This window comes from Pseudomonas sp. FA-1 (assembly GCF_056856075.1).
In genome coordinates this window covers 86,778-111,993 of record NZ_JBWXTH010000010.1, presented here as the reverse complement: position 1 = coordinate 111,993, position 25,216 = coordinate 86,778, and the positions used below count along the sequence as shown (strand labels likewise).

The 25,216-nt window shown below is 64.1% G+C and carries 24 protein-coding genes; 13 read left to right on the top strand and 11 right to left on the bottom strand.

The window, feature by feature from the left end:
- Positions 1 to 77 precede the first annotated feature (77 nt).
- The 6 genes from minD to AC1MHZ_RS18165 all read left to right on the top strand — a co-directional run bounded on the left by minD (position 78) and on the right by AC1MHZ_RS18165 (position 5,820).
- Positions 78 to 890 carry a septum site-determining protein MinD gene (minD, locus tag AC1MHZ_RS18190; RefSeq protein WP_084854875.1) on the top strand — a complete coding sequence of 271 codons (813 nt, stop codon included), beginning with the start codon at positions 78 to 80 and terminating at the stop codon, positions 888 to 890.
- Between the two features lie 3 nt (positions 891 to 893).
- Entirely contained in the window at positions 894 to 1,148 is a 255-nt protein-coding gene (gene minE, locus AC1MHZ_RS18185; protein WP_043206650.1) for a cell division topological specificity factor MinE, read from the top strand.
- Between the two features lie 117 nt (positions 1,149 to 1,265).
- Positions 1,266 to 1,901: an RluA family pseudouridine synthase gene (locus AC1MHZ_RS18180; RefSeq protein WP_084854874.1), complete on the top strand. Its 636-nt coding sequence runs from the start codon at positions 1,266 to 1,268 to the stop codon at positions 1,899 to 1,901.
- A gap of 76 nt (positions 1,902 to 1,977) precedes the next feature.
- The gene (locus tag AC1MHZ_RS18175) at positions 1,978 to 3,267 is read left to right on the top strand and encodes a M18 family aminopeptidase (protein ID WP_084854873.1); all 1,290 of its coding nucleotides are present in this window, start codon (positions 1,978 to 1,980) and stop codon (positions 3,265 to 3,267) included.
- 184 nt (positions 3,268 to 3,451) lie between these two features.
- Positions 3,452 to 3,616: a hypothetical protein gene (locus tag AC1MHZ_RS18170; protein WP_172402951.1), complete on the top strand. Its 165-nt coding sequence runs from the start codon at positions 3,452 to 3,454 to the stop codon at positions 3,614 to 3,616.
- A gap of 47 nt (positions 3,617 to 3,663) precedes the next feature.
- Positions 3,664 to 5,820: a mechanosensitive ion channel family protein gene (locus AC1MHZ_RS18165; protein WP_368829860.1), complete on the top strand. Its 2,157-nt coding sequence runs from the start codon at positions 3,664 to 3,666 to the stop codon at positions 5,818 to 5,820.
- Between the two features lie 15 nt (positions 5,821 to 5,835).
- Here the strand turns inward: AC1MHZ_RS18165 and AC1MHZ_RS18160 are convergent, their stop codons facing one another.
- On the bottom strand, positions 5,836 to 6,549 hold the full coding sequence (locus tag AC1MHZ_RS18160; RefSeq protein WP_465001810.1) for a UTRA domain-containing protein: 714 nt from the start codon (positions 6,547 to 6,549) through the stop codon (positions 5,836 to 5,838).
- A gap of 326 nt (positions 6,550 to 6,875) precedes the next feature.
- Here AC1MHZ_RS18160 and AC1MHZ_RS18155 point away from each other — a divergent pair, with 326 nt between their 5' ends.
- The 6 genes from AC1MHZ_RS18155 to AC1MHZ_RS18130 all read left to right on the top strand — a co-directional run bounded on the left by AC1MHZ_RS18155 (position 6,876) and on the right by AC1MHZ_RS18130 (position 12,153).
- Positions 6,876 to 7,940, top strand: a complete 1,065-nt coding sequence (locus tag AC1MHZ_RS18155; protein ID WP_084854870.1) for an ABC transporter substrate-binding protein — start codon at positions 6,876 to 6,878, stop codon at positions 7,938 to 7,940.
- 132 nt (positions 7,941 to 8,072) lie between these two features.
- Positions 8,073 to 8,879, top strand: coding sequence for an alkaline phosphatase family protein (locus AC1MHZ_RS18150; protein WP_084854869.1), 807 nt, complete (start codon positions 8,073 to 8,075; stop codon positions 8,877 to 8,879).
- Positions 8,876 to 9,715, top strand: a complete 840-nt coding sequence (locus AC1MHZ_RS18145) for an ABC transporter permease (protein WP_482966747.1) — start codon at positions 8,876 to 8,878, stop codon at positions 9,713 to 9,715. The genes AC1MHZ_RS18150 and AC1MHZ_RS18145 overlap by 4 nt, the downstream gene beginning before the upstream one ends.
- Positions 9,705 to 10,496 carry an ABC transporter permease gene (locus tag AC1MHZ_RS18140; RefSeq protein ID WP_084854867.1) on the top strand — a complete coding sequence of 264 codons (792 nt, stop codon included), beginning with the start codon at positions 9,705 to 9,707 and terminating at the stop codon, positions 10,494 to 10,496. The genes AC1MHZ_RS18145 and AC1MHZ_RS18140 overlap by 11 nt, the downstream gene beginning before the upstream one ends.
- Before the next feature lies 1 nt (position 10,497).
- Entirely contained in the window at positions 10,498 to 11,487 is a 990-nt protein-coding gene (locus AC1MHZ_RS18135) for an ABC transporter ATP-binding protein (RefSeq protein WP_324818195.1), read from the top strand.
- Between the two features lie 12 nt (positions 11,488 to 11,499).
- Entirely contained in the window at positions 11,500 to 12,153 is a 654-nt protein-coding gene (locus AC1MHZ_RS18130) for an HAD family hydrolase (RefSeq protein WP_084854865.1), read from the top strand.
- A gap of 117 nt (positions 12,154 to 12,270) precedes the next feature.
- Here the strand turns inward: AC1MHZ_RS18130 and AC1MHZ_RS18125 are convergent, their stop codons facing one another.
- Entirely contained in the window at positions 12,271 to 13,233 is a 963-nt protein-coding gene (locus AC1MHZ_RS18125; protein ID WP_324818191.1) for an NAD(P)H-quinone oxidoreductase, read from the bottom strand.
- Between the two features lie 142 nt (positions 13,234 to 13,375).
- Here AC1MHZ_RS18125 and AC1MHZ_RS18120 point away from each other — a divergent pair, with 142 nt between their 5' ends.
- Positions 13,376 to 15,457: a carboxy terminal-processing peptidase gene (locus AC1MHZ_RS18120; RefSeq protein WP_172402950.1), complete on the top strand. Its 2,082-nt coding sequence runs from the start codon at positions 13,376 to 13,378 to the stop codon at positions 15,455 to 15,457.
- A 79-nt stretch (positions 15,458 to 15,536) separates the two neighbouring features.
- On the opposite strand, the gene AC1MHZ_RS18115 is transcribed toward AC1MHZ_RS18120, so the two are convergent.
- From AC1MHZ_RS18115 to nirB, 9 genes are all read right to left on the bottom strand, one after another.
- On the bottom strand, positions 15,537 to 16,367 hold the full coding sequence (locus AC1MHZ_RS18115) for a hypothetical protein (protein ID WP_368829864.1): 831 nt from the start codon (positions 16,365 to 16,367) through the stop codon (positions 15,537 to 15,539).
- Entirely contained in the window at positions 16,368 to 17,951 is a 1,584-nt protein-coding gene (locus AC1MHZ_RS18110; protein WP_482966746.1) for a hypothetical protein, read from the bottom strand.
- 15 nt (positions 17,952 to 17,966) lie between these two features.
- Positions 17,967 to 19,463, bottom strand: a complete 1,497-nt coding sequence (locus tag AC1MHZ_RS18105; protein WP_368829866.1) for an OmpA family protein — start codon at positions 19,461 to 19,463, stop codon at positions 17,967 to 17,969.
- Between the two features lie 288 nt (positions 19,464 to 19,751).
- Entirely contained in the window at positions 19,752 to 20,120 is a 369-nt protein-coding gene (locus tag AC1MHZ_RS18100; RefSeq protein ID WP_368829867.1) for a hypothetical protein, read from the bottom strand.
- Entirely contained in the window at positions 20,117 to 20,455 is a 339-nt protein-coding gene (locus tag AC1MHZ_RS18095) for a helix-turn-helix domain-containing protein (protein ID WP_084854861.1), read from the bottom strand. Before AC1MHZ_RS18095 ends, AC1MHZ_RS18100 begins: the two co-directional genes overlap by 4 nt.
- 98 nt (positions 20,456 to 20,553) lie before the next feature.
- Positions 20,554 to 20,994, bottom strand: a complete 441-nt coding sequence (locus tag AC1MHZ_RS18090; protein ID WP_084854860.1) for a YkvA family protein — start codon at positions 20,992 to 20,994, stop codon at positions 20,554 to 20,556.
- A 346-nt stretch (positions 20,995 to 21,340) separates the two neighbouring features.
- Positions 21,341 to 22,096, bottom strand: a complete 756-nt coding sequence (gene bamJ, locus AC1MHZ_RS18085) for a BamJ family beta-barrel-assembly machinery protein (RefSeq protein WP_084858656.1) — start codon at positions 22,094 to 22,096, stop codon at positions 21,341 to 21,343.
- A 177-nt stretch (positions 22,097 to 22,273) separates the two neighbouring features.
- Entirely contained in the window at positions 22,274 to 22,639 is a 366-nt protein-coding gene (nirD, locus tag AC1MHZ_RS18080) for a nitrite reductase small subunit NirD (RefSeq protein WP_084858655.1), read from the bottom strand.
- Positions 22,639 to 25,191: a nitrite reductase large subunit NirB gene (nirB, locus tag AC1MHZ_RS18075; RefSeq protein WP_482966745.1), complete on the bottom strand. Its 2,553-nt coding sequence runs from the start codon at positions 25,189 to 25,191 to the stop codon at positions 22,639 to 22,641. Before nirB ends, nirD begins: the two co-directional genes overlap by 1 nt.
- Positions 25,192 to 25,216: the final 25 nt, after the last annotated feature.

The following is a 25,216-nucleotide window of genomic DNA, read 5'->3' as shown; positions in this document are numbered from 1 at the left end:
TTAGCGCAACTTTTTTCTTGTTGCCGTTTTTCGTATTTGCAGGGACCGCTGTCCCATTTATTTAGGGGTGAAACACCTTGGCCAAGATTCTCGTGGTTACTTCCGGCAAGGGGGGTGTGGGCAAGACCACCACCAGCGCCGCCATCGGTACCGGCCTCGCTCTGCGCGGCTACAAGACTGTCATCGTCGACTTCGACGTCGGCCTGCGTAACCTCGACCTGATCATGGGCTGCGAGCGTCGCGTGGTGTACGACTTCGTCAATGTGGTCAACGGCGAGGCCAACCTGCAGCAGGCCCTGATCAAGGACAAGCGCCTGGAGAACCTGTTCGTGCTGGCCGCCAGCCAGACCCGCGACAAGGACGCCCTGACCCAGGAAGGCGTCGAGAAGGTGCTGATGGAGCTCAAGGAAACCTTCGACTTCGTCATCTGCGACTCCCCGGCCGGTATCGAGAAAGGCGCCCACCTGGCGATGTACTTCGCCGACGAGGCCATCGTCGTGACCAACCCGGAAGTGTCCTCGGTCCGTGACTCCGACCGCATGCTGGGCATCCTGTCGAGCAAGTCGCGCCGCTCCGAGAACGGCGAGGAGCCGATCAAGGAACACCTGCTGATCACCCGCTATCACCCCGAGCGCGTCGAGAAAGGCGAGATGCTCAGCATCGCCGACGTCGAAGAGATCCTGGCGATCAAGCTCAAGGGTGTGATTCCCGAATCCCAGGCCGTGCTCAAGGCCTCCAACCAGGGCATCCCGGTCATCCTCGACGACCAGAGCGATGCCGGCCAGGCGTACAGCGACACCGTCGACCGCCTGCTGGGCAAAGAGAAGCCACTGCGGTTCATCGATGTGCAGAAGCAAGGATTCTTCGCGCGCCTGTTTGGAGGCAAGTAAACCATGAACCTTTTTGACTTCTTTCGTGGCAGACAGAAACAAAGCAGCGCGTCGGTAGCGAAAGAGCGTCTACAGATCATCGTGGCGCACGAACGCGGCCAGCGCAGCGAACCGGATTACCTGCCTGCCCTGCAGAAAGAGCTGCTGGAAGTGATCCGCAAGTATGTGAACATCGGCAGCGACGACGTGCATATCGAACTCGAGAACCAGGGTAGCTGCTCCATCCTGGAGCTGAACATCACCCTGCCTGATCGCTGATCCGGTCCTCTCGGACCACCTCTGTGGGAGCGGGCTTGTCCCGCGATTGTGCAAGCCCCGGCTGACGCAATCGCGGGACGAGCCCGCTCCCACAGTGTTTTTTGAGAACACACCATAATGCCGTTGTCGAACATCCAGATCCTCTTCGAGGATGCCGCCGTCCTGGTGGTCAACAAGCCCACCCTGCTGCTGTCGGTGCCGGGCCGCGCCGAGGACAACAAGGACTGCCTGATCACCCGCCTGCAGGAAAACGGCTACCCCGATGCCCTGATCGTCCATCGCCTGGACTGGGAGACCTCCGGCATCATCCTGCTGGCCCGCGATGCCGACAGCCATCGCGAGCTGTCGCGCCAGTTCCATGACCGCGAGACCGAGAAGGCCTACACCGCCCTGTGCTGGGGCCAGCCGGCCTTGGACAGCGGCAGCATCGACCTGCCCTTGCGCTACGACCCGCCGACCAAGCCGCGCCATGTGGTGGACCATGAGCACGGCAAGCATGCCCTGACCTTCTGGCGCGTGCTCGAGCGTTGCGCCGACCATTGCCGGGTGGAGCTGACCCCGATCACCGGTCGCTCGCACCAGTTGCGCGTGCACATGTTGTCGATCGGCCACCCGCTGCTGGGCGACCGGCTGTACGCCAACCCCGAGGCGCTGGCGGCCCATGAGCGGCTGTGCCTGCATGCCTCGATGCTGAGCTTTACCCACCCGGTGTCCGGGGAGCGCCTGAAGTTCGAGTGCCCGGCGCCGTTCTGAGGCGCGTGCCCCCTGTGTCAGCCCAATTTGCCGTCCAACTGCGCTAAACTCGCGCCACTGCTGTCTGGAGTGAGTTATGCGCGATTCCCTGAATGCTGGCCTGATCGATTTCCTCAAGGCTTCCCCGACGCCCTTCCATGCCACCGCGAGCCTCGCCCAGCGCCTGGAGGCCGCCGGCTACCAGCGCCTGGACGAACGCGACAGCTGGGCCACGGTGCCCGGTGGCCGCTACTACGTCACCCGCAACGACTCCTCGATCATCGCCATCAAGCTGGGCAGGCAATCGCCCCTGATCGGCGGCATCCGCATGGTCGGCGCCCATACCGACAGCCCTTGCCTGCGGGTCAAGCCACAGCCAGAACTGCAGCGCCATGGTTTCCTGCAGTTGGGCGTCGAAGTCTATGGCGGCGCCCTGCTCGCCCCCTGGTTCGACCGCGACCTGTCCCTGGCCGGCCGGGTCACCTTCCGCCGCGACGGCAAGGTCGAGAGCCAGCTGGTGGACTTCAAGCTGCCGATCGCGGTGATCCCCAACCTGGCCATCCACCTCAACCGCACCGCCAACGAAGGCTGGGCAATCAACCCGCAGACCGAGCTGCCGCCGATCCTGGCCCAGGTTGCCGGTGACGAGCGCGTCGACTTCCGCGCCCTGCTCACCGAGCAGCTGGCCCGCGAGCACGACCTCAACGCCGACGTGGTGCTGGACTATGAGCTGAGCTTCTATGACACCCAGGACGCCGCACTGGTCGGCCTGAACGGCGACTTCATCGCCGGTGCCCGCCTGGACAACCTGCTGTCGTGCTACGCCGGCCTGCAGGCGCTGCTGGCCGCCGACAGCGATGAGACCTGCGTGCTGGTATGCAACGACCACGAGGAAGTCGGTTCCTGCTCGGCCTGCGGCGCCGATGGCCCGATGCTCGAACAAACCCTGCAACGCCTGCTGCCCGACGGCGACGACTACGTGCGCACCCTCCAGCGCTCGCTGCTGGTGTCGGCCGACAACGCCCACGGCGTGCACCCCAACTACGCCGACAAGCATGACGGCAACCATGGGCCCAAGCTCAACGCCGGGCCCGTGATCAAGGTCAACAACAACCAGCGCTACGCCACCAACAGCGAGACCGCCGGGTTCTTCCGCCACCTGTGCATGGCCGAGGAAGTGCCGGTGCAAAGCTTCGTGGTACGCAGCGACATGGGCTGCGGCTCGACCATCGGCCCGATCACCGCCAGCCACCTGGGCGTGCGCACCGTCGACATCGGCCTGCCGACCTTCGCCATGCATTCGATTCGCGAACTGTGCGGCAGCCACGACCTGGCGCACCTGGTGAAGGTGTTGACCGCGTTCTATCGCAGCCGCGAGTTGCCCTGAAACCACACCGCCCGATCGCCGGCAAGCCGGCTCCCACAGGGATTTCGCAAGTCTTGAGAGCGGCGTAATCCCGGTGGAAGCCGGCTTGCCGGCGATGGGGACAACACCTAACCCGGATCAATGCCCACGGCTGCTCAACCCGCTATGCTTACTACATTGACATCATGTAGAAGGATGCCTGTTCATGTCGCCGTTCCTTTCCCTGTTCCTGCCGGTGTTCATCGGCCTGCTGCTGTTGACCATCGGCTTCAGCCTGCGCGAACGCAATGTCGGCGTGCTGATGATGTGGATCGGCACCCTCGGCATCTTCGGCATCATGTGCTGGAAGATCCTCGCGAAACTGGCCTGAAAAATCCTCTACACTGCGGCAATCGTTTGCCCTGAGGTAGATTTTCGGTGCCTGCCCTCCTGCGTTGCCTTGCCCTGCTGCTGTTTTTCTTCATCGCTCCCGCCCAGGCCGCCGGCCTGCCCGGCCTGCTCGGTGCGGGCAAGCCTGCGCAACCGGAAGCGACGCAACCCTTGGGCCAGTCGCTGGACGAGGTGATCAAGAACCTGGAGAACGACCAGCAGCGCACCCAGTTGCTCAACGACCTGAAGAAACTGCGCGATGCCACCAAACAGTCGCAGCCCAGCGCCGAACAAGGCGTACTGGGCCTGATCGGCGGTGCCCTGCATGACCTGGAGAAGCAGTTCAGCGGTGAGGCCAGCCCGTTCCGGCGTTGGTCGATGGAGATCGACCAGGCCCAGGACGAACTGGCGGCCTTGGTGGTGCCGGTGCATCAATGGCCGGCGATCCTGTTCGGCTTTGCTGCGATCATCGCGGTCTGGAGCCTGCTGGCCTACACCTTCAACTGGATCGGCCACCGCGTGCGCCTGCGCTTCGGCCTGAGCGAAGAGCTGCCGCAGCACCCACGGACCTGGGACCTGGTGCGCTTCGCCTTGCGCAAGTTGGGGCCATGGCTGGTCGCCTTGGTATTCACCGTTTACCTGAGCTTCGCCCTGCCCTCCTCGCTGGGCAAATCGCTGGCCATGGTGCTGGCCTATGCGCTGGTGGTGGGCACGCTGTTCTCGGCGATCTGCGTGATCGCCTTCTCCCTGCTCGACGGCCCCCATCGCCACCAGGCCTTGCACATCCTGCGGCGCCAGGCGTTCCGCCCGCTGTGGTTGATCGGCAGCTTCGCCGCGTTCGGCGAGGCGATGAGCGACCCGCGCATGACCACCGCCCTGGGCAGCCACCTGGCCCACGCCCTGGCGACCCTGGCCAATGTGGTGGCGGCAATATGCACGGGCCTGTTCATCCTGCGCTTCCGCCGCCCCATCGCCCATCTGATCCGCAACCAGCCCCTGTCGCGCCGCCTGACCCGCCGCACCCTGAGCGACACCATCGAGATCCTCGGCAGCTTCTGGTTCGTGCCGGCGTTGATCCTGGTAGCGATCTCACTGTTCGCCACCTTCGTGTCCGCCGGCGACACCAGCACAGCCCTGCGCCAGTCGCTGATGTGCACGGTGCTGGTGGTGGTGTGCATGGTGCTCAACGGCCTGGTGCGCCGCCACGCCGCCAACCCCAGGCGGGCCAACCGGCGCCAGGAGGTCTACGCCGAGCGCCTGCGCAACTTTGCCTATGCGCTGGTGCACCTGTTCATCTGGCTGGTATTCATCGAACTGGGCCTGCGGGTCTGGGGGCTGTCGATGATCAATTTCGCCGAGGGCAGCGGGCATGAAGTCAGCGTGCGCGTGCTGGGCCTGGCCGGGACCTTGATCGCTGCCTGGCTGGTCTGGATCCTGGCCGACACCGCCGTGCACCATGCTCTGGTGCGCTCGCGCCGAGGCCTGGCCAATGCCCGCGCGCAGACGATGATGCCGTTGATCCGCAACGTGATGTTCGTGGCGATCTTCATCATCGCGGTGATCGTCGCCCTGGCCAACATGGGCATGAACGTCACCCCGTTGCTGGCCGGTGCCGGTGTCATCGGCCTCGCCATCGGCTTCGGTGCCCAGTCACTGGTGGCGGACCTGATCACGGGGTTGTTCATCATCATCGAGGACTCCCTGGCCATCGACGACTACGTGGATGTCGGTGGCCACCTGGGCACGGTAGAGGGCCTGACCATCCGTACCGTGCGCCTGCGGGATATCGACGGCATCGTGCATACCATTCCGTTCAGCGAGATCAAGAGCATCAAGAACTACTCGCGCGAGTTCGGCTACGCGATCTTTCGCGTGGCGATCCCGCACAGCATGAACATCGACCAGGCCATCACGTTGATCCGCGAGGTGGGGCAGAAGCTGCGCAACGACCCGCTGATGCGGCGCAATATCTGGTCGCCGCTGGAGCTGCAGGGGGTGGAGAGTTTCGAGTCGGGGTCGGCGATCCTGCGGGCGCGGTTCAAGACGGCGCCGATCAAGCAGTGGGAGGTGTCGCGGGCGTTCAACCTGGCCTTGAAGCGGCAGCTGGATGAGGCGGGGCTGGACCTGGCGACGCCGCGGTTGTCGGTGCAGGTGGTGACAGCCGGCGGGGGTGGCATGAGCGAGGCTGGCGGGGCTGCCAGCTAGGGCCGCTTCGCGCCCCTACCCCACCTCTGCCCGGATGCGAATCGCATCATGCCGCCAATACTCCAGGTCGCAATCGATCACATGCCCATGCTGGTCGCTGTTGACCCGCGTGACGTGCAACCCCGCACTGCCCGCTGAAACCTTCAGCGCCGCCGCAGCCGCCCCCGGCAAGGCCGTGGGCAGGATCTCGAAGCACACCCGCCCGTAGCGGATGCCGAACTCACGGGCATAGATCTCGGTCAGCGACTGCCCCAGGTCCTGGTCCAGGATGCCGGGGAAATACCGCGGGTTGAGGTAGTGCTCGGCATACAGCACCGCCCGCCCATCGATGCGCCGCAAGCGGCAGATACGCACCACGCTCGAAAGCGCCGTCAACCCCAGCCGCGCACAGATCGCCGCCGGCGCCGGCTGCAACCGCGCCGACAACAGCTCGGTGCCCGGCTCCCGCCCCTGGGCACGCACCATGGCATGGAAATGGCTGCGCTCGACCAGGTCGTAGGTCAGCCGCTCGGGCGCCACGAACCAGCCCCGGCGCTCCTCCCGGTAGATCAACCCCTGCGCCTCCAGCTGTACCAGCGCCTCGCGCAAGGTGATACGCGTGGTATCGAACACCTCGCTCAACTTGCGCTCGGCCGGCAGCTTACCCCCCGGGGCCAGCAGGCCGTGTTCGATCTGCTCCTGCAACGCATGGCAGATGGCTGTTACCGCGCGCGGTGGCGTCGATTGCATCGAAGGTTACCTATCTGGACTAGTCCAGCCCCAGAACAGGGCCATTGGAGATTAGCGCAAGCCTAGGCACAGCCCATGAACATCCTGTGACAAAGCCCTCGTCCCGCTCCTGGCAGGACAGGCCCAGGCCCCGGAATTCAAGGCCTGGGATCTGGTCTACGCTGTAGTGCCAGGGCCCCGGAGCGCATTTTCACGCCCAGGCCTTACATCAAACTGTCACGCAACCGGCCTACCTTGGCTCGAGGTTTGCTGACCTAGACCACACGTTCGCAAGCATGGGTTTCCTCACATCACAACACTGCAAGGCCCTACCAAAGGAGCTTCGGATGAAAACGTTCTTCATGGCGTCACTGCTCGGCTCGACCATCGCCCTGTGCACTGCGGCCATGGCCGCCGGTACCGACCTCAAGGCCCTGGAAGAGGCCGCCCGCAAGGAAGGTGTGATCAACAGCGTGGGCATGCCCGATGCCTGGGCCAACTGGAAAGGTACCTGGGCGGACCTGGCCAGCAAGTACGGCCTCAAGCACAGCGACACCGACATGAGCTCTGCCCAGGAAATCGCCAAGTTCGACGCCGAGAAGAGCAACGCCAGCGCCGACATCGGCGATGTGGGCGCCGCCTTCGGCCCCATCGCCGTGACCAAGGGCGTGACCCAGCCCTACAAGCCAAGCACCTGGGACCAGGTGCCCGCCTGGGCCAAGGACCAGGACGGCCACTGGGCCCTGGCCTATACCGGCACCATCGCCTTCATCATCAACAAGGATCTGGTCAAGGAAGGCGAGCGCCCGAAAACCTGGCACGACCTGGAAAAAGGCACGTACAAGGTCGCCATCGGTGACGTCGGTACCGCCGCCCAGGCTGCCAACGGCGTACTGGCCGCCGCCATCGCCTATAAAGGGGACGAAAGCAACATCGAGCCGGGCCTGCAGCTGTTCACCAAGCTGGCCCAGGACAAGCGCCTGTCGCTGGCCAACCCGACCATCCAGACCCTCGAGAAGGGCGAAGTGGAGGTCGGCGTGGTCTGGGACTTCAATGGCCTGAGCTACCGCGAGCAGATCGATCCCAAGCGCTTCGAGGTGCTGATCCCCTCCGACGGTTCGGTGATCTCCGGCTACACCACCATCATCAACAAGTACGCCAAGCATCCCAACGCCGCCAAGCTCACCCGTGAATACATCTTCAGCGACGCCGGCCAGACCAACCTGGCCATCGGCCATGCCCGACCGATTCGCGCCGAGCACCTGAAGCTGCCGGCCGAGGTGCAGGCCAAGCTGCTGCCCAACGAGCAATACAGCGCGGCGCAGCCGATCAAGAATGCCGAGGCCTGGGAAGCGACCTCCAAGAAACTGCCGCAGATGTGGCAGGAGCAAGTGATCATCGAGATGGAATGAGGCGACTCACGCCCTGTGGGAGCGGGCTTGCCCCGCGATGGCGTCAGGTCAGACAACCGCGTCTGCACGACTGACGCCATCGCGGGGCAAGCCCGCTCCCACAGGGGGCGTCGCCCCCCCTGCGGAGCGCTTATGAACCACAACGTCATCCTGGTCCTGCTCGACGGCCTCAACCACCAGGTCGCCCACCATGCCATGGGCCACCTGCACGCCTATGTCGAGGCTGACCGCGCCGCGCTGTACCGCATCGAATGCGAGCTGCCGTCGCTGTCGCGGCCCCTGTACGAATGCATCCTCACCGGCGTGGCCCCTATCGACAGCGGCATCGTGCACAACAACGTCAGCCGCCTGTCCAACCAACGCAGCGTGTTCCACTACGCCCGCGAAGCGGGCCTGGGCACCGCGGCGGCGGCCTACCACTGGATCAGCGAGCTGTACAACCGCTCGCCCTTCGACCCGCTACGTGACCGTCATACCCATGCGCCGAAGCTGCCCATCCAGCACGGGCTGTTCTACTACGCCGACCACTACCCCGACTCGCACCTGCTGGCCGACGCCGAGTACCTGCGCCGTCGCCATGCTCCGAACTTCCTGCTCGTGCACCCGATGAACATCGATGACGCCGGCCATCGCCATGGCCTGGACAGCAGTCAGTACCGCAACACCGCGCGCAGCGTCGACATCCTCCTGGCCGACTACCTGCCACGCTGGCTCGAAGAGGGCTACCAGGTGCTGGTGACCGCTGACCATGGCATGAACAACGACCGCTCGCACAACGGCCTGCTGCCCGAGGAGCGTGAAGTGCCGTTGTTCGTGTTCGGCGAGGCGTTCAGCCTCGACCCTGCAGCCAAACCCTTGCAGACCGAGCTGTGCGGCACGATCTGCGAACTGCTGGGCGCAGCCCACGACAAGCCGGTCTGCCGGGAGCTGCTCAAGTGAATACCCGCCCTCGCGGCCGCTACCTGGCCCTGCTCTGCCTGCTGCCGTTCGCCCTGTTCTTCATCGTGTTCCAGATCGCCCCGCTGGCCTGGGTGGCCATCAACAGCCTGCAGAGCGAAAGCGGCTGGGGGCTGGCCAACTTCAACAAGGTGTTCGCCTCCAAGTTCTACCTGCAGGCGCTGCAGCGCAGCCTGGAGATCAGCTTCTGGTCGAGCCTGTTCGGCATCGTCATCGCCACCCTCGGCGCCTACTCCCTGCGCCAGGTGGACTCGCGCCTGCGCGACTTCGTCAGCGCCTTCGCCAACATGACCAGCAACTTCGCCGGGGTACCGCTGGCGTTCGCCTTCATCATCCTGCTGGGCTTCAACGGCGCGCTGACCTTGCTGCTCAAGCAGGCCGGCCTGTTGGAAGACTTCAGCATCTACTCCAGGAGCGGTCTGATCCTGGTGTACACCTACTTCCAGATCCCCCTCGGTGTGCTGCTGCTCTACCCGGCCTTCGACGCCCTGCGTGAAGACTGGCGCGAGTCCGCGGCACTGCTGGGTGCCAACCACTGGCAGTACTGGCGGCACATCGGCCTGCCGGTGCTGGCCCCTGCCCTGCTGGGCACCTTCGTCATCCTGCTGGCCAACGCCCTGGGCGCCTATGCCACGGTCTATGCCCTGACCACCGGCAACTTCAACGTGCTGCCGATCCGCATCGCCGCCCTGGTGGCCGGCGACATCACCCTCGACCCGAACCTGGCCAGCGCCCTGGCGATGGTGCTGGTGGGGTTGATGACGTTGGTCACGGTGGTCCATCAATGGCTGCTCAAGAGGAGCTACCATGCGCGCTGAACCTCGCGGCAACCTCTACCACCGGGTGGTGGTGTACCTGCTGTTCATCATCCTGCTGCTGCCGTTGGCCGGCACCTTGCTCTATTCCCTGGCCACCAGCTGGTCGGCGAGCCTGCTGCCCAGCGGCCTGACCTTCAAATGGTACCTGGCGCTATGGAGCGAACCGCGCTTCCTGGCGGCCTTCGGCCAGTCACTGCTGGTATGCGTCGGCGCGCTGGTGCTGTCGGTGGTGCTGATCCTGCCGCTGTTGTTCGTGGTGCACTACCACTTCCCGCGCCTGGATGCGCTGATGAACATCCTCATCCTGCTGCCCTTCGCCGTGCCGCCGGTGGTGTCTTCGGTGGGCCTGCTGCAGCTGTACGGCAGCGGGCCGATGGCCATGGTCGGCACACCATGGATCCTCATCGGCTGCTACTTCACCATCGCCTTGCCGTTCATGTACCGGGCCATCACCAACAACCTGCAGGCGATCAACCTGCGCGACCTGATGGACGCCGCCCAACTGCTGGGCGCCAGCACCTGGCAGGCGGCCTTGCTGGTGGTGCTGCCGAACCTGCGCAAGGGCCTGATGGTGGCGTTGCTGCTGTCGTTCTCGTTCCTGTTCGGCGAGTTCGTATTCGCCAACCTGCTGGTGGGGACCCGCTATGAGACCTTGCAGGTCTACCTGAACAACATGCGCAACAGCAGCGGCCATTTCAACAGCGCACTGGTAATCTCCTACTTCGCCTTCGTGCTGGTGCTGACCTGGGTCGCCAATCGCCTGAACAAGGACAAATCCTGACATGAGCTTCGTCAGCGTACAGAAACTGCACAAAAGCTACGCCGGCAGCCCGGTGTTCCATGACATCGACTGCCAGATCGAACGCGGCGAGTTCGTCACCCTGCTCGGCCCTTCCGGTTGCGGCAAGTCAACTCTGCTGCGCTGCATCGCCGGGCTGACCCCGGTGGACAGCGGCCGCATCCTGCTCGACGGCCAGGACCTGGTGCCGCTCAGCCCGCAGAAACGCGGCATCGGCATGGTGTTCCAGAGCTATGCGCTGTTTCCCAACATGACCGTGGAGCAGAACGTCGCCTTCGGCCTGCGCATGCAGAAGACCCAGGCCGACGAGAGCCTGGTGCGGGTGCGCGAGGCCCTGGAACTGGTGGAGCTTTCCAGCTTCGCCGGGCGCTACCCGCACCAGCTGTCGGGCGGGCAATGCCAGCGCGTGGCCCTGGCGCGCTCACTGGTGACCCGCCCGCGCCTGCTGCTGCTCGACGAGCCGCTGTCGGCCCTGGATGCACGCATCCGCAAGCACCTGCGCGAACAGATCCGCGCCATCCAGCGCGAGCTGGGCCTGACCACCATCTTCGTCACCCATGACCAGGAGGAAGCGCTGACGATGTCTGACCGCATCTTCCTGATGAACCAGGGTCGCATCGTCCAGAGCGGCGATGCCGAAACCCTCTATACCGCGCCCGTGGACCTGTTCGCCGCAGGCTTCATCGGTAACTACAACCTGCTCGAGCCGGACACCGCCAGCCGCCTGCTGCAGCGCCCCGTGGCCAGTCGCCTGGCGATTCGCCCGGAAGCCATCAGCCTGCGCCTGGAAGGTGAGCTGGACGCCCAGGTACGCAGCCACAGCCTACTGGGCAACGTCATCCGCTACCGGGTAGAGGTGCGTGGCGTGGAGCTGGTGGTGGACGTGCTCAATCGCTCGTCGGCCGACCTGCACGCCGACGGGCAGCGGGTATCCTTGTCGATCGACCCCACGGCGCTACGAGAAGTGGCCTAGGAGAACAACGCAATGGCATTGGCAATTTTCGATCTGGACGAAACCCTCATCCACGGCGACTGCGCCTCGCTGTGGAGCAAGCAGATGGCCCAGCTGGGCTGGGTGGACGGCAAGGAATTCCTGCGCCGCGACCAGGAGCTGATGGAGGCCTACGGCAAGGGCCACCTGAAGATGGAGGAGTACATGGCCTTCAGCCTGGAACCGATCGCCGGGCGCACCCTCGAGGAGGTGGAGCACCTGGTCGAGCCCTGGGTCGAGGATGTGATCGAGCCGATCATCTATGGCGACGCCTGCCGCTGCATTGCCGAGCACCGCAAGCGCGGTGACCGGATCCTGATCATCTCCGCCTCGGGGACCCACCTGGTCGGGCCGATCGCGGCACGCCTGGGGGTGGACGAATACCTGGCGATCGAGCTGGAGGCGGTGAACGGGGTGTATACCGGCAAGACCCATGGGGTGCTGACCTACCGCGAGGGCAAGATCACCCGCTTGCTGGAGTGGCTGGACCAGGAGCAGGAGAACCTGGAAGGGGCGAGCTTCTATTCCGACTCGCGCAATGACCTGCCGTTGCTGCTGAAGGTGGACCACCCCCATGTGGTCAACCCGGACCCGGTGCTGCGTGAGCATGCCGAGGTCAATGGGTGGCCGATTCTGAGCTGGAGCTGAGATCCCGGGGGCGCTTTGCGCCCCTTTCGCGGCACAAGGCCGCTCCTACACAGAATCGCGTCGCCCTGTAGGAGCGGCCTCGTGCTGCGAAAGGGCTGCAAAACAGCCCCAGCGATCTCAAGCCAAACCAGGATCGATCACCAGCACCAGCTTGCCCGACACCTGGTTGCTCGCCAGCTCCGCATACGCCGCCTCGGCAAACGCCACCGGGTAGGTGTCCACCAACTGCGGCGACAGCCGCCCTTCGCCGAACAACGGCCACACCTGCTGCACCAGCTCGCGCAGCAGCTCGCCCTTGAATTCATCAGTGCGATTACGCAAGGTCGAGCCGGTGACCTGTGCCCGCTTGGCCAGCACCTGCGCCAGGTCCAGCTCGACCTTGCGCCCGCCCATCAGGCCGATGATCACCCAGCGCCCGTCGCGGGCCAGCAATTCGAGGTTCATTTGCCCATAGCTGGCGCCCACCGGGTCGAGGATCACATCGAACGGCCCGAACGCCTTCAGCTCGTCCAGGTTCTCGTTGCGCACCACGCCACCGGCAGCCCCCAGCGCCTGGCAATAGGCCAGGCGATCCTGCGAGCCGACACTGACCCACACCGGGTTGCCGAATGCCTTGCACAGCTGGATCGCCGCCGAGCCGACGCCACTGGCGCCTGCGTGCACCAGCACCTTCTCGCCGGCCTTCACCGCGCCCAGCTGGAAGATGTTCAGCCAGGCCGTGGCATACACCTCGGGCAGCGCCGCCGCCTCGTGCAGGCTCAAGCCCTCGGGCACCGGCAGCACGTGGCGGGCATCGACCACCACTTCCTCGGCCATGGCGCCACTGGCCAACAGCGCGCAGACCCGGTCGCCCACGCGCCAGTCGGCCCCGGCGCCCACTTCCTCGACCACCCCTGCGCACTCCAGGCCCATGTAGGGGCTCGCGCCGGGCGGCGGCGGGTACAGGCCTTTCATCTGCAGCAGGTCGGCGCGGTTGAGTCCCGCTGCGGCCACACGAATACGCACCTGGCCTGCGTCACAGGTCGGGCGCTCGGCTTCGACCCAGGCCACATGTCCGTCAACGCCTTGCAATGCCTTCACAGTGCCTCCATAGTTGAGTCATGACTGAGCCCGGGATCGCCATGTCCCGGGCTTTTTGCAGTATGCGTCCGGCTCTTGTGGAACCGGCGAACGGAAAAGACGGCCTACTATGCGTGATCAATTGCCTTTACGTCGAATCAGCATGAAGCATTTCCTGCCCAGCACTGCCCTCGCCCTCCTGATCGGCCTCGGCAGCCTCACGCTCGGTGGCAATGCGGCGGCCGCCAACAAGTGGGACAGCCTGCAGCCTGACCGTGACGAGATCGTCGCCAGCCTGAACGTAGTGGAGCTGCTCAAGCGCCACCACTACAGCAAGCCGCCGCTGGACGATGCCCGTTCGATCATCATCTACGACAGCTACATCAAGCTGCTCGACCCCTCGCGCAGCTACTTCACCGCCGCCGACATCGCCCAGTTCGACAAGTGGAAGACCCAGTTCGACGATTTCCTCAAGAGCGGTAACCTCGAACCCGGCTTCACCATCTACAAGCGCTACCTGGACCGCGTGAAATCGCGCCTGGACTTCGCCCTGGCCGAGCTGGCCAAGGGCGTCGACAAGATGGACTTCACCACCAAGGAAACCTTGCTGGTCGACCGCGAGGATGCGCCCTGGATGAAGAACGAGGCCGAGCTCGACGACCTGTGGCGCAAGCGCGTCAAGGACGAAGTGCTGCGCCAGAAGCTCGCCGGCAAGGATCCCAAGCAGATCCAGGAAACCCTGACCAAGCGCTACAAGAACCAGCTGTCGCGCCTGGACCAGACCCGTGCCGAGGATATCTTCCAGGCCTATATCAATACCTTCGCCCAGTCCTACGACCCGCACACCAACTACCTGTCGCCGGACAACGCGGAAAACTTCGACATCAATATGAGCCTGTCGCTCGAAGGCATCGGCGCGGTGCTGCAGAGCGATAACGACCAGGTCAAGATCGTGCGCCTGGTGCCGGCAGGCCCGGCGGCCAAGACCAAGCAGGTGGCACCGGCCGACAAGATCATCGGCGTGGCCCAGGGCGACAAGGAAATGGTCGACGTGGTCGGCTGGCGCCTGGACGAAGTGGTCAAGCTGATCCGCGGCCCGAAAGGCTCGGTGGTCCGCCTGGAAATCATCCCGGCCAGCAACGCGCCGAACGACCAGACCAGCAAGGTGGTATCGATCACACGCGAAGCGGTCAAGCTCGAGGAGCAGGCTGCCAAGAAGTCGGTGCTCAAGCTCAAGCAAGACGGGCGCGACTACAAGCTGGGCATCATCGAGATCCCGGCCTTCTACCTGGACTTCAAGGCCTACCGCGCGGGTGACCCTGACTACAAGAGCACCACGCGCGACGTGAAGAAACTGCTCACCGAGCTGCAGAAGGAAAAGGTCGACGGCGTGGTCATCGACCTGCGCAACAACGGCGGCGGCTCCCTGCAGGAAGCCACCGAACTGACCAGCCTGTTCATCGAGAAAGGCCCGACGGTGCTGGTGCGCAACAGCGATGGCCGCGTCGACGTGCTCGAAGACGAGAACCCCGGCGCCTTCTACAAGGGCCCATTGGCGCTGCTGGTCAACCGCCTCTCGGCCTCGGCCTCGGAGATCTTCGCCGGCGCCATGCAGGACTACCACCGCGCGCTGATCATCGGCGGCCAGACCTTCGGCAAAGGCACCGTGCAGACCATCCAGCCGCTCAACCATGGCGAGCTGAAGCTGACCCTGGCCAAGTTCTACCGGGTTTCCGGGCAGAGCACCCAACACCAGGGCGTGCTGCCGGACATCGACTACCCGTCGATCATCGACACCAAGGAGATCGGCGAGAGCGCCCTGCCCGAGGCCATGCCATGGGATACCATCCGCCCCGTGGTACGCCCTGCGGTCGATCCGTTCAAGCCGTTCCTGGCCGAACTCAAGGCCCGTCATGACGCGCGCAGCGCCAAGGACCCGGAATTCGCCTACATCCGTGACCGCCTGGCCCTGACCCAGAAGCTGATGAACGAGAAGACCGTCAGCCTCAACGAGCAGGAACGCCGCGCACGCCACGACGAAATCGAGGCCAAGCAACTGGCGCTGGAGAACGTTCGTCGCAAGGCCAAGGGCGAGGAGCCGCTCAAGGAACTGAAGAAAGAAGACGAGGATGCCCTGCCGATCGAGGACGAGGACACCAAGCCTGAGGACGATGCCTACCTGGCCGAGACCGGGCGCATCCTGCTCGACTACCTGAGCTTGAATTCGCAGGTGGCCAAGCACTGAGGCCTATGACGCACCCGCGTCATCATGAAAAAGGGGCGAACACGATAGGTGCTCGCCCCTTTTTCATGATGCCGCGGGACTACTGCAGGTCGACATTCAGGCTCGGCGTACCAAAGGCCGCCAGGGAGGCGTTGGAGCCTTCGAAATAGCCTTTCCAGAATGCTTGCAACTGCTCCATGGTCTTGCCGGATCGATAGGCCTGCTTGACATCCTTGGTCACCAGGCCAGCGCCAACGACATACACCCTGGCACCTTGTAGGTCGGCGAACAGGTGCTTGTCGCCCACTCGCTTGAGCTCTACAGACGAGTCAAGATTTCGGATCCGGCTGTTGGCGTAGAAGCTGCCGAAGTCGCTGTTTTCCAGCATGTCCGAGAGCAGGAGGATGACCCGGTCGTTCGCCGGTCGGCTCGCCAGATCGCTCCCGATGTCGCGCAGCGAGTGGAAGATCTCGCTGCGGGGAATATCCTCGTTCGCCTCGCGCAGGGTCTGGACGAATATCTGGCCGAACTTCTTCTGCATGAACGCCTGTTGCTGCGCCACGCACTTGTCGAACGCGCGCAACGACTGCATGCCGACATCGTCGCGTATCTCGCCTTGCAGGGGCGCGTTTAACTCGCCGGCAAAGCGCAGCTGCATGAACTGCCCGGGCAGGAAGGCCGAGAAGCTGTACAAGCGCAGCTTGTCACCAGGGCCGACAAAGCGATTGATCTGCGCCCAGGTGGCTTTCTGGATACTTTGCGGCATGGGCACAGTCTGGTCGACGATTACGGTCAGTTCTCGCCCCGAACCAGCCTGGCGAAATGCATCGATCTTGGCATATGCGTAGCAGTCAGGCACGTCGTTGCGCTCCCCCGCTTGGATGAGGGCAGGCAGCCAGAGCAGCAGAGCCAGCAGCGATTTGAGTTTCATTCAGACGCCTTCGAAGTCTTTGAGCAGCTTTTGTTCGGCACGCAAGGCCAACACGGCGGCCACATCGTAGCCCTTGTTCTGGCACACAGTGCGCAATTGTTCTTCGCTATAGACCGTCAGGTCTTTGCTGCGCAGGGCATCCAGCGGAGTGCTGGCGCCTGCCGGCTGCGGCGACGCAATGGCCGGTTCCTTGGCCACGGCCGGTGCCACGATGCCCACGGCTGCAGGCGCCGAGCCACCCTGCGCGACCATCGGGCGAGCAGGCGCTGTCGGTGCGGCATCTACTTCCACCGACTTGTGAGTGATGTTTTCTTCCTGCATGCGGCGCACGTAGGCATTGAAGTCACGGCTCTGAGCACCACTGATGGCAAGGGCGACATCCGGGTCGGTGGTCGGGCGGCGCGACAGTTTCATCTGCAGCATACGCAGCTTGTGATCGGCATGGGCACTGATCTTGATGCGCTGGTTCTCCATCCAGCGCTCCAGCTCCGCGGCGTTGTTGAAGGCGTGGGTGTACTCCCAGGCTTTCTTCGACTCCACCCCGGCAAAGCCGAAGATCGACGCCAGCCAGACACTCACCGCCTGAATGGCCACATAGATCACCGAGAGCACGACGAAAGTGATCAGCGAAGCGCTGCGAATGGCATCCATCTTGTCGGTCAGGGTGCTGTCGTTGGCCTCCTGATTGAGCGTGGCCGATTCTTCAGGGAGTTCGAAAGGGCTGGCATTGCCCTCGAAGCTCTGTTGGGCGAAGACATCGGGGTTGCCAACCATTTCGGTCTCGATGCTCTTGAGCTGGTAGGCACGAATGCCAAAAGCGGCGCAGGCCATGATGACCACCACCAAGGCGCAGCCGACGATCCAGCCCCGCTTGGGCGTTACGGTATGGTTGGTGTTCAGGCGGGCCAGGATACGGTTGTAATCCTTGGCGCCCATGTCTTTGTAGGTGTCCTTGATACGCAGGGTGGGTTGCTGCTTGAGCGCACTACTGCCGCGCTCCGGATCGCTCTCCCACCAGTGGCGCGCCTTGCTCACCAGGGTGTTATGGTGAATCGCACGGCCTGCGGCCTCAGCAAAGCCCGCGGAGATAATCGACAGCAGGAAGGCCGCCATCCAGCCGAGATAGGTCTGGTCGTTGCTCGATAGATTCTGGTTGATGAATGGCACCAGCACATAGGCGAAACCGACCGCCTCGAAGAGAATCAACAGGAAGATCAGCACCAGCACCCAGAGCGGTCGCTCACGACGATCGCTCTCGCCGATGGCATCCAGATAGGCTTCGCACTTGTTGTAGTAGTCGGCGTTCTTCTCACCGACATCCTGGTAATAGTCGTAGTAGGCATTGCACAGCGAGGTCTCGCTGAGCAGCCATTTGCGATTGTCGGCGCTGGTACTGCCGCGGGCCAGGCGTGCGACGGTACCGACCAACGGCATCCCGTGCCAGACCCGCATCGCGAAGTAACCGACCTTGTCCCAATAAATCTTGATAGCGATGATCGCCAGCAGCGTGGAAATCACCACTCCACTGATCAACTTGTTGGCCCATGCGAGGGCCATCAAGGCATTGAAGCTGAATTCTTCCATTTGTATTCCCTTGTGTCAGGTGCGGACCGGCACGAACCGGGCGGTAAAGGTTTCACCATCGCGTCGCGGGTAGAACAGCGCACCATCGGTGGCTTGCGCACTGCCTTTGCTGAACACGACATCCATGCAAGAGACCGGCGCTTGCGGATCCTTCAGGAAGACTCGGTACAGCACCCGGTCCTCGCCTTCGTAGGTGTTGGCCACCGCGTCGGCCTTGATCAACGCCTTGCGGTTGCCATCGGCGTAGTCCTTGACCACTTGGATGAACGGTTGGCGATCGACAGCGGCATCGACCCGCAGAATGGAGACTGGGGAGATGGTTACCAGGTGGCCGTTGACGGTCTGTGCCCACACCCGGTTGTTATAGCCTGGGAGGTAGTCGGTGGTTTGATGGGTATCGAGCCTCTGGCCGCTGGCCAGGTTGAATACTCTGCCGCTTTCACGGGGTTGATCGCTTTCGCAGCTGCTCATCGGGATGCTGTTGGCATAGGCTGGGGAGATCAGCGAGAAACCGCCGGTTTTCGGCGTGATGGTCTGCCCCAGCGTCCATTCGCTGCCGGTCACGGCCTGGCCGCCGAAGTCGACCAGCGCGCCGGAATGGGCGATTGGTGCAGCAGCCTTTGCCGCAACCTTCGAGGTGGTGCTGGCAATGGTCGGCTTGGCCGTGGTCTGTTTAACAGGCTTGCCAACAACTTGCGGGGTATGCACGGCAGGTGCCTTAGCGACAATCGCCGTGCCATGAGCAAGGTATTTGGGGTTGTTCTGTTCAGCGTTGACCCGCTTGACCAGCGTGGCAGTGTCGTTGACTTCGACGATTTCGACACGACGGTTCTTTCCACGCTGCAGGGGGTCGGCGTTGTCCGCTACGGGCCGGGAGGCACCAGCACCCTGGAAGTACATGCGCTGGGGAGCGATGCCCTGCTCGGCGAGGATGCTGGCCACCGCGCGGGCACGACGCTCGGAAAGCTGCTGGTTGCCGCGGGCACTGCCTGTGGCGTCGGTATGGCCAACCACCAGGATCGCCGTATCACGCTGTCCGACGAAGGCGCTGGCTAGCTTGCGTACCTGCCGCTCGCCGTCGACACTGAGGTGTGCACTGCCGACCGCGAACATGCCCTGGTCCTGTACCTGGGCAACGAAGCCTGCATCCTGAGGGGCGGCGTTCTGAGTATTGCCAGGCGTACTCAGGGGCTCTACCTGAAGCTTGAGGTTCTCTTCCTGAGCCAACTTTTGCAGGCGATCGATACGCTCCTTGTAGGCCAGTGCCGCGCCACAACCTGCGGCAGCCCCTATGATCGCACCACCGATGATCGCCCCATCGCCCTGGTTGCTCAGGGCGCCGGCAGCCGCCCCCGCCAAGGCCCCCACCGTACCGCCAATCAGGCAGTTGGCTGTGCGACTGTGATTACGCGAAAACTCTTCGATACTGGCGCAACCGGTAACCGTCATGGCAATGGCGATAGCCAAGGCGCTGCTGCGCATCTCACGCGGGGAAAGCGATAAAGGCGACAAATCTGGCTCCTGAGAAATTCGCACTCAGGTCGACCACCAGGGAGCATGCGCTGGCTAACGTTCGTCCCTGAACGAGAAGTGTTTAAAAAGCATGGGATAGTGAGAGGATTTCATCACAGCCAGTGATGGCAATTCAACATTATTTATACAAGCGGTTCTATGCGACAGCACACGCCAGCGCACGAGCCTTGCACACCGGTGGCCGGCCAGAGGGGGAGCAGCTCTACAACCTGCCTTGGGCCAGAGGCCAAGGTGACTGGAGAAGCCTGCAACTTGCAAAGAGCGCGCTCAGCGCTCTTCCGAATAGCTGTACTCGAACACCCGCACCACTTCCGAGGCATGCCAGGATGCCGCCTCGAGCCCATCGACCGGCCCCGAGAAGCGCCCCAGGCGCTCGACGCACTCGAAGAAGCCGGTACGCGGCAAGCGGCTGGCACCTTGGCTGATCACCAGCGAGCTGCGCAGCGGCTGCTCGGCCCGGGCGTCGAGCACGGCCAGGTATTCCAGGGCAGCGGTAAGGGTCTGCATCGCCGGGCTGGGCAACTGCAGGCGTTCGATCAACGCGCGGTAGGTCAGCAGGTGGCGTTGGCGACGGGCCAGATCGAGCTCGTTCAACAGGTTGTCCCAATGCTGGCGGCTGATCCTGACCTGGCTCATGACGGCTCGCTCCAGCCAGCGATGCCCAGGTGCCAGGCCAGGCTGCGCAGGATCGCCGCATCCGGCTGGCGCTCCCCGGCCTCGATCATCGCCAGGTAGGCCGGGCTGATGCCGACATTGCGCGCCAATTGCTCGGGCGCCAGGCCCTTGGCCTGGCGCAGTCGTGTCAATTCACTCAATGCCACCAAGGCCGGGGCCTCGGCGGCGACTGCAGGTTCGTTCGTTGGTGCCTCGGCAGGTGCCTGCCCCGCGGCCTTGAGCAGTGCCTGGTACTGTTCCCACGGAACCACGGCATACTCGGGCTGACCGTCCCGGCTGATGACCTGAATACCCATACAACCCCCTTACGTAGGATTACTGCATGTAATCCGTAGGCATAATCCTTATGCCAATTATATGTCCAAGCGCGGGCGTATGCGCGGCCGGGGCGATTTCAGGGCGCTCCGCGCTCCAGGCGCAGGGCTTCGGGGGTGTCCGGCAGGCGTTCGACCACCTGCAGGCGCTCGGGTGCCTGGCTGTCGCGCCAGGCCTTGAAGCGGTTCAATTCATCGCCCACGGCCTTGAGTACCCAGCCCAATACGGCGATGTCATCGAGGAAGCCAACCCCCAGCAGCCAGTCGGGAATGGCATCCAGGGGGCTGACGAAATACAGCAGGCCCGCCACCACCGTGACCAGCGCCTTGGGGCTGATGGCGCGGTATTCGCCCCGCCACCACGCCAGGCACAGGCCTTGGAGCAAACGGACGTCCTCCCGCAGCTGGCCAAGCTTGGGGCCTTTGCGGGCCACGGCGAACAGCAAGGCCGGCAGCCGACCACGGCTGAGCAGGCGCTCGGCCAGGGGCAGGAAGCGGGCGAAATTCCAGGGTGCGCTCATGGGGCCTCCATATCGGCAGGGAAGGTTATCCACATTTATTGTGGATAACCTTGTGAACAGGGAGCAGTTTCCGACGCGAGGTGCCCACAGGGCAAGGGTCTGGCTCAGATCGGGCGTTTTTTACACAGCTGTTTCAGAACCGCAAACGTTTTGCGTCGGTGGGCTGCCCTTTCTTCGACACTCCGGGGTTTATGGGGTTCGTTCAGAACTAAAGGGGCCGCTTCGCGCCCCATCGCGGCACAAGGCCGCTCCTACAGGGGACGTGCGGGTGGCACGGCTGATGTAGGAGCGGCCTTGTGCCGCGATGGGGCGCGAAGCGGCCCCTTTGTTTGGATCTGACGCGGTATTACTTGGCAGGCTCTTCAGCCGCTGGCGCTTCGGCTTCCGGCGCCTCGCCCTGGGCGTTGGCCGGGTCCTTGATGCCCAGCAGCTCCAGGTCGAAGACCAGTACCGAGTTCGCCGGAATCAGCGGGCTCGGGCTCTGGGCACCGTAGGCCAGGTCAGCCGGGATGTACAGCTTGTACTTCTCGCCGACGTGCATCAGTTGCAGGCCTTCGACCCAACCCGGGATCACGCCGCTGACCGGCAGGTCGATCGGGCTGCCACGTTCGACGGAGCTGTCGAACACCTTGCCATCGATCAGCTTGCCTTCGTAGTGGACAGTGACCACGTCGGTCGGCTTGGGCTGCGGGCCGTCGGCCTTCTTGACCACTTCGTACTGCAGGCCCGAGGCGGTGGTGACGACGCCTGGCTTCTTGCCGTTCTCTTCGAGGAATTTCTTGCCGGCGCTGGCCGCTTCCTCGCTGGCCTTGGCCAGACGCTCTTCGGCGCGCTTCTGCAGATCGGTGAAGGCCGCTACCAGGTCTTCGTCCTTGATGCGCTGCTCTTTCTTGGCAACCGCATCCTCGATGCCGAGGGCCACCGCTTTGGAATCTAGGTCTTCCATGCCTTCCTGAGCCAGGCTCTTGCCCATGTTCAGGCCGATACCGTAGGAGGCTTTCTGTGCCGGAGTCTTCAGCTCGACGCTGCTGGTCTGAGCGTCGCAGCCCGCGAGGACCAAACCAACCAGGGCAACCGCAGCCGCCAAACGATGCTGTTTCATGCTAGTTCCTTGTTCATGCGCCATAAGGGCAATCAGGTAAAGCCGCGAGCTTATCAGGCGGCCATGACCAATGGCTACCGGCATGAGAGCCAGGAAAGTCCGATAAGTTCACGGATATTTCCCCGTAGCTGAAGCGAATCGTCCTGCCCGGCCGCTTGCAACTTCACCGCGCACGCTTCAAGCGCACGCCGCAAGCTCCACCGCATCGCCGCAAACGCGCACCGGCCACACGCGCAAGGCCTGCGCCGTATCCTCCAGGCAGTGCCCGTCGTGCAGGCTGAAATGCTGCTTGTACAGTGGTGCCGCGACCACCAGCTGCCCTTTCAGACTGCCGACCAGGCCTCGACCGATGATATTGGCACCGGAGCGCGGGTCACGGTTGTCGAGGGCGTACACGGGCTGGGCCTGGTCGGGCAGGTAGAACAGCGCCACCTGTTCGCCCTCATGCCAGACCACCACGCCGGAGTCGGCGACCAGGTCCTGGAGCCGGCAGACCGTTTGCCAACCGGGTTGCGTTGCCACAGCAGCGTTGGACGTTTTCATCAGATAGCCTCCTGGGTGGTGGGAATCAAATGCAAGGGTGCACCGGGCCGGCGCTGCTCGCGCTCGCGAACGAAGTGCACGTCCGGGTCGGGGCGCTGGTCATTGACGAAGGTGCGAAAGCGCTTGAGCTTTTCCGGGTCCTTGAGGGCGTTGGCCCATTCGCATTCGTAGCGCTCGACCACATGCTGCATCTGCGCCTCCAGCTCGCTGGCCAGGCCCAGGCTGTCGTCGATGATCACCTGCTTGAGGTAGTCCAGCCCGCCTTCCAGGCTCTCGCGCCAGACCGAAGTGCGCTGCAGCTTGTCGGCGGTGCGGATGTAGAACATCAGCACCCGGTCGATCAGGCGCACCAGGGTTTCGTCGTCGAGGTCGGTGGCGAACAGCTCGGCATGGCGCGGGCGCATGCCACCGTTGCCGCAGATGTACAGATTCCAGCCCTTGTCGGTGGCGATCACGCCGATGTCCTTGCTCTGCGCCTCGGCGCATTCACGGGTACAGCCGGAGACCGCGAACTTGAGCTTGTGCGGCGAGCGCAGGCCCTTGTAGCGGTCTTCCAGGCGCAGGGCCATGGCGACGCTGTCCTGCACGCCGTAGCGGCACCAGGTGCTGCCCACGCAGGACTTCACCGTGCGGGTCGACTTGCCGTAGGCATGCCCGGTCTCGAAACCGGCCTCGATCAGCTCGCCCCAGATCAAGGGCAACTCGTGCAGCTGGGCGCCGAACAGGTCGATGCGCTGGCCGCCGGTGATCTTGGTGTAGAGGTCGTACTTCTTCGCCACCTGGCCGATCACGATCAGCTTGTCGGGGGTGATCTCGCCGCCGGGAATGCGCGGCACCACGGAGTAGGTGCCGTTCTTCTGCATGTTGGCCATGAACGTGTCGTTGGTGTCCTGCAGCGGCACCAGGGAGGGGTCCATGATCGGCTGGTTCCAGCAGGATGCGAGGATCGAGCCCACGGTGGGCTTGCAGATGTCGCAACCGACCTGGCCCTTGCCGTGGCGCGCGAGCAGGTCGGCGAAAGTACGGATGCCTTCGACCCGGACCAATGCGTAGAGCTCCTGGCGGGTATAGGCGAAGTGTTCGCAGAGGCTCTTGTCCACGGCCACGCCACGGGCGCTCAGCGCATGCTCGAAGACCTGCTTGAGCAGCGCCGTGCAGCCACCGCAACCGCTGGCGGCCTTGGTGCAGTCCTTGACTGCGGCGAGGTCGGCGCAGCCGCTGTCGATCGCCGCGCAGACCGCGCCCTTGCTGACGTTGTGGCAGGAGCAGATGGTCGCGCTGTCGGGCAGTGCATCGGCGCCCAGGGCCGGAGCCCCGCTACCTTGCGGCAGGATCAGCGCCGCGGGGTCGGCCGGCAGGGCGATGCCGTTCTGCACGTACTGCAGCAGGGTGTCGTAATAGCTGTTGTCGCCCACCAGCACCGCGCCGAGCACACGCTTGCCGCTGGCATCCACCACCAGCCGGCGATAGGCCGCGTTGGCCTCGTCGATGAAGCGATAGCTGCGCGCGCCGGGGGTGGCACCGTGGGCATCGCCGATGGAGCCGACATCCACACCCAGCAGCTTGAGCTTGGTGGACATGTCGGCGCCGGTGAAGGCCTGGGCAGGCTCGCCTGCCAACAGCGCCGCCAGGTTGCGGGCCATGCCGTAGCCTGGCGCCACCAGGCCGAACACGCTGCCGTTCCACGACGCGCATTCGCCGATGGCGTAGATGCGTGGGTCGCTGCTGCGGCAATCGCCGTCGATCACCACGCCACCCCGGGCGGCGACATCCAGGCCGCAGGCGCGGGCCAGGGCATCCTGGGGGCGGATTCCGGCGGAGAATACGATCAGGTCGGTTTCCAGGTGCTCGCCACCGTCGAAGTTCATGCGGTAGCGGTAGGCCTCGCCAGCACTGATCGACTGGGTGGCCCGGGACAGGTGCACGCCCACGCCCAGCGCCTCGATCTGCGCGCACAGGGCAGCACCACCCTCGCCATCGAGCTGCACCGGCATCAGCCGTGGCGCGAACTCCACCACATGGGCTTCCAGGCCCAGGGCCTTCAGGGCATTGGCCGCCTCCAGGCCGAGCAGGCCACCACCGACCACCACGCCACGGCGGGCGTTGCCGGCTGCCGCGCGGATGGCGTCGAGGTCGTCCAGGGTGCGATAGACCAGGCGCGCGGTGCCGCTGGAGCCTTCGATCGGCGGCACGAAGGGGTAGGAACCGGTGGCGAGGATCAACTGGTCGTAGCCGTAGCGCCCTTCGGCCGTGTGCACCTCGCAGCGTTCGCGGTCGATGCCCAGCACGGCCTCGCCCAGGTGCAAGTGCACGCCGTGGCGGTCGTAGAAGTCCCGCTCGCACATCGCCAGAGCCTCGGCATCGCTACCACCGAAATAGTCGGAGAGGTGCACGCGGTCGTAGGCGCGCTGGCGTTCCTCGCCGAACACGCGCAGCTCGAAACGCGCCAGGGCGCCGCGTTCGATCAGTTGTTCGACGCAGTGGTGGCCGACCATGCCATTGCCGACGATGACCAGTCGCTCTCGTTGCCCGCTGTTCGCTGTTGCCTTCATAGCCGATCCTCGCGAAAAAAAAGGC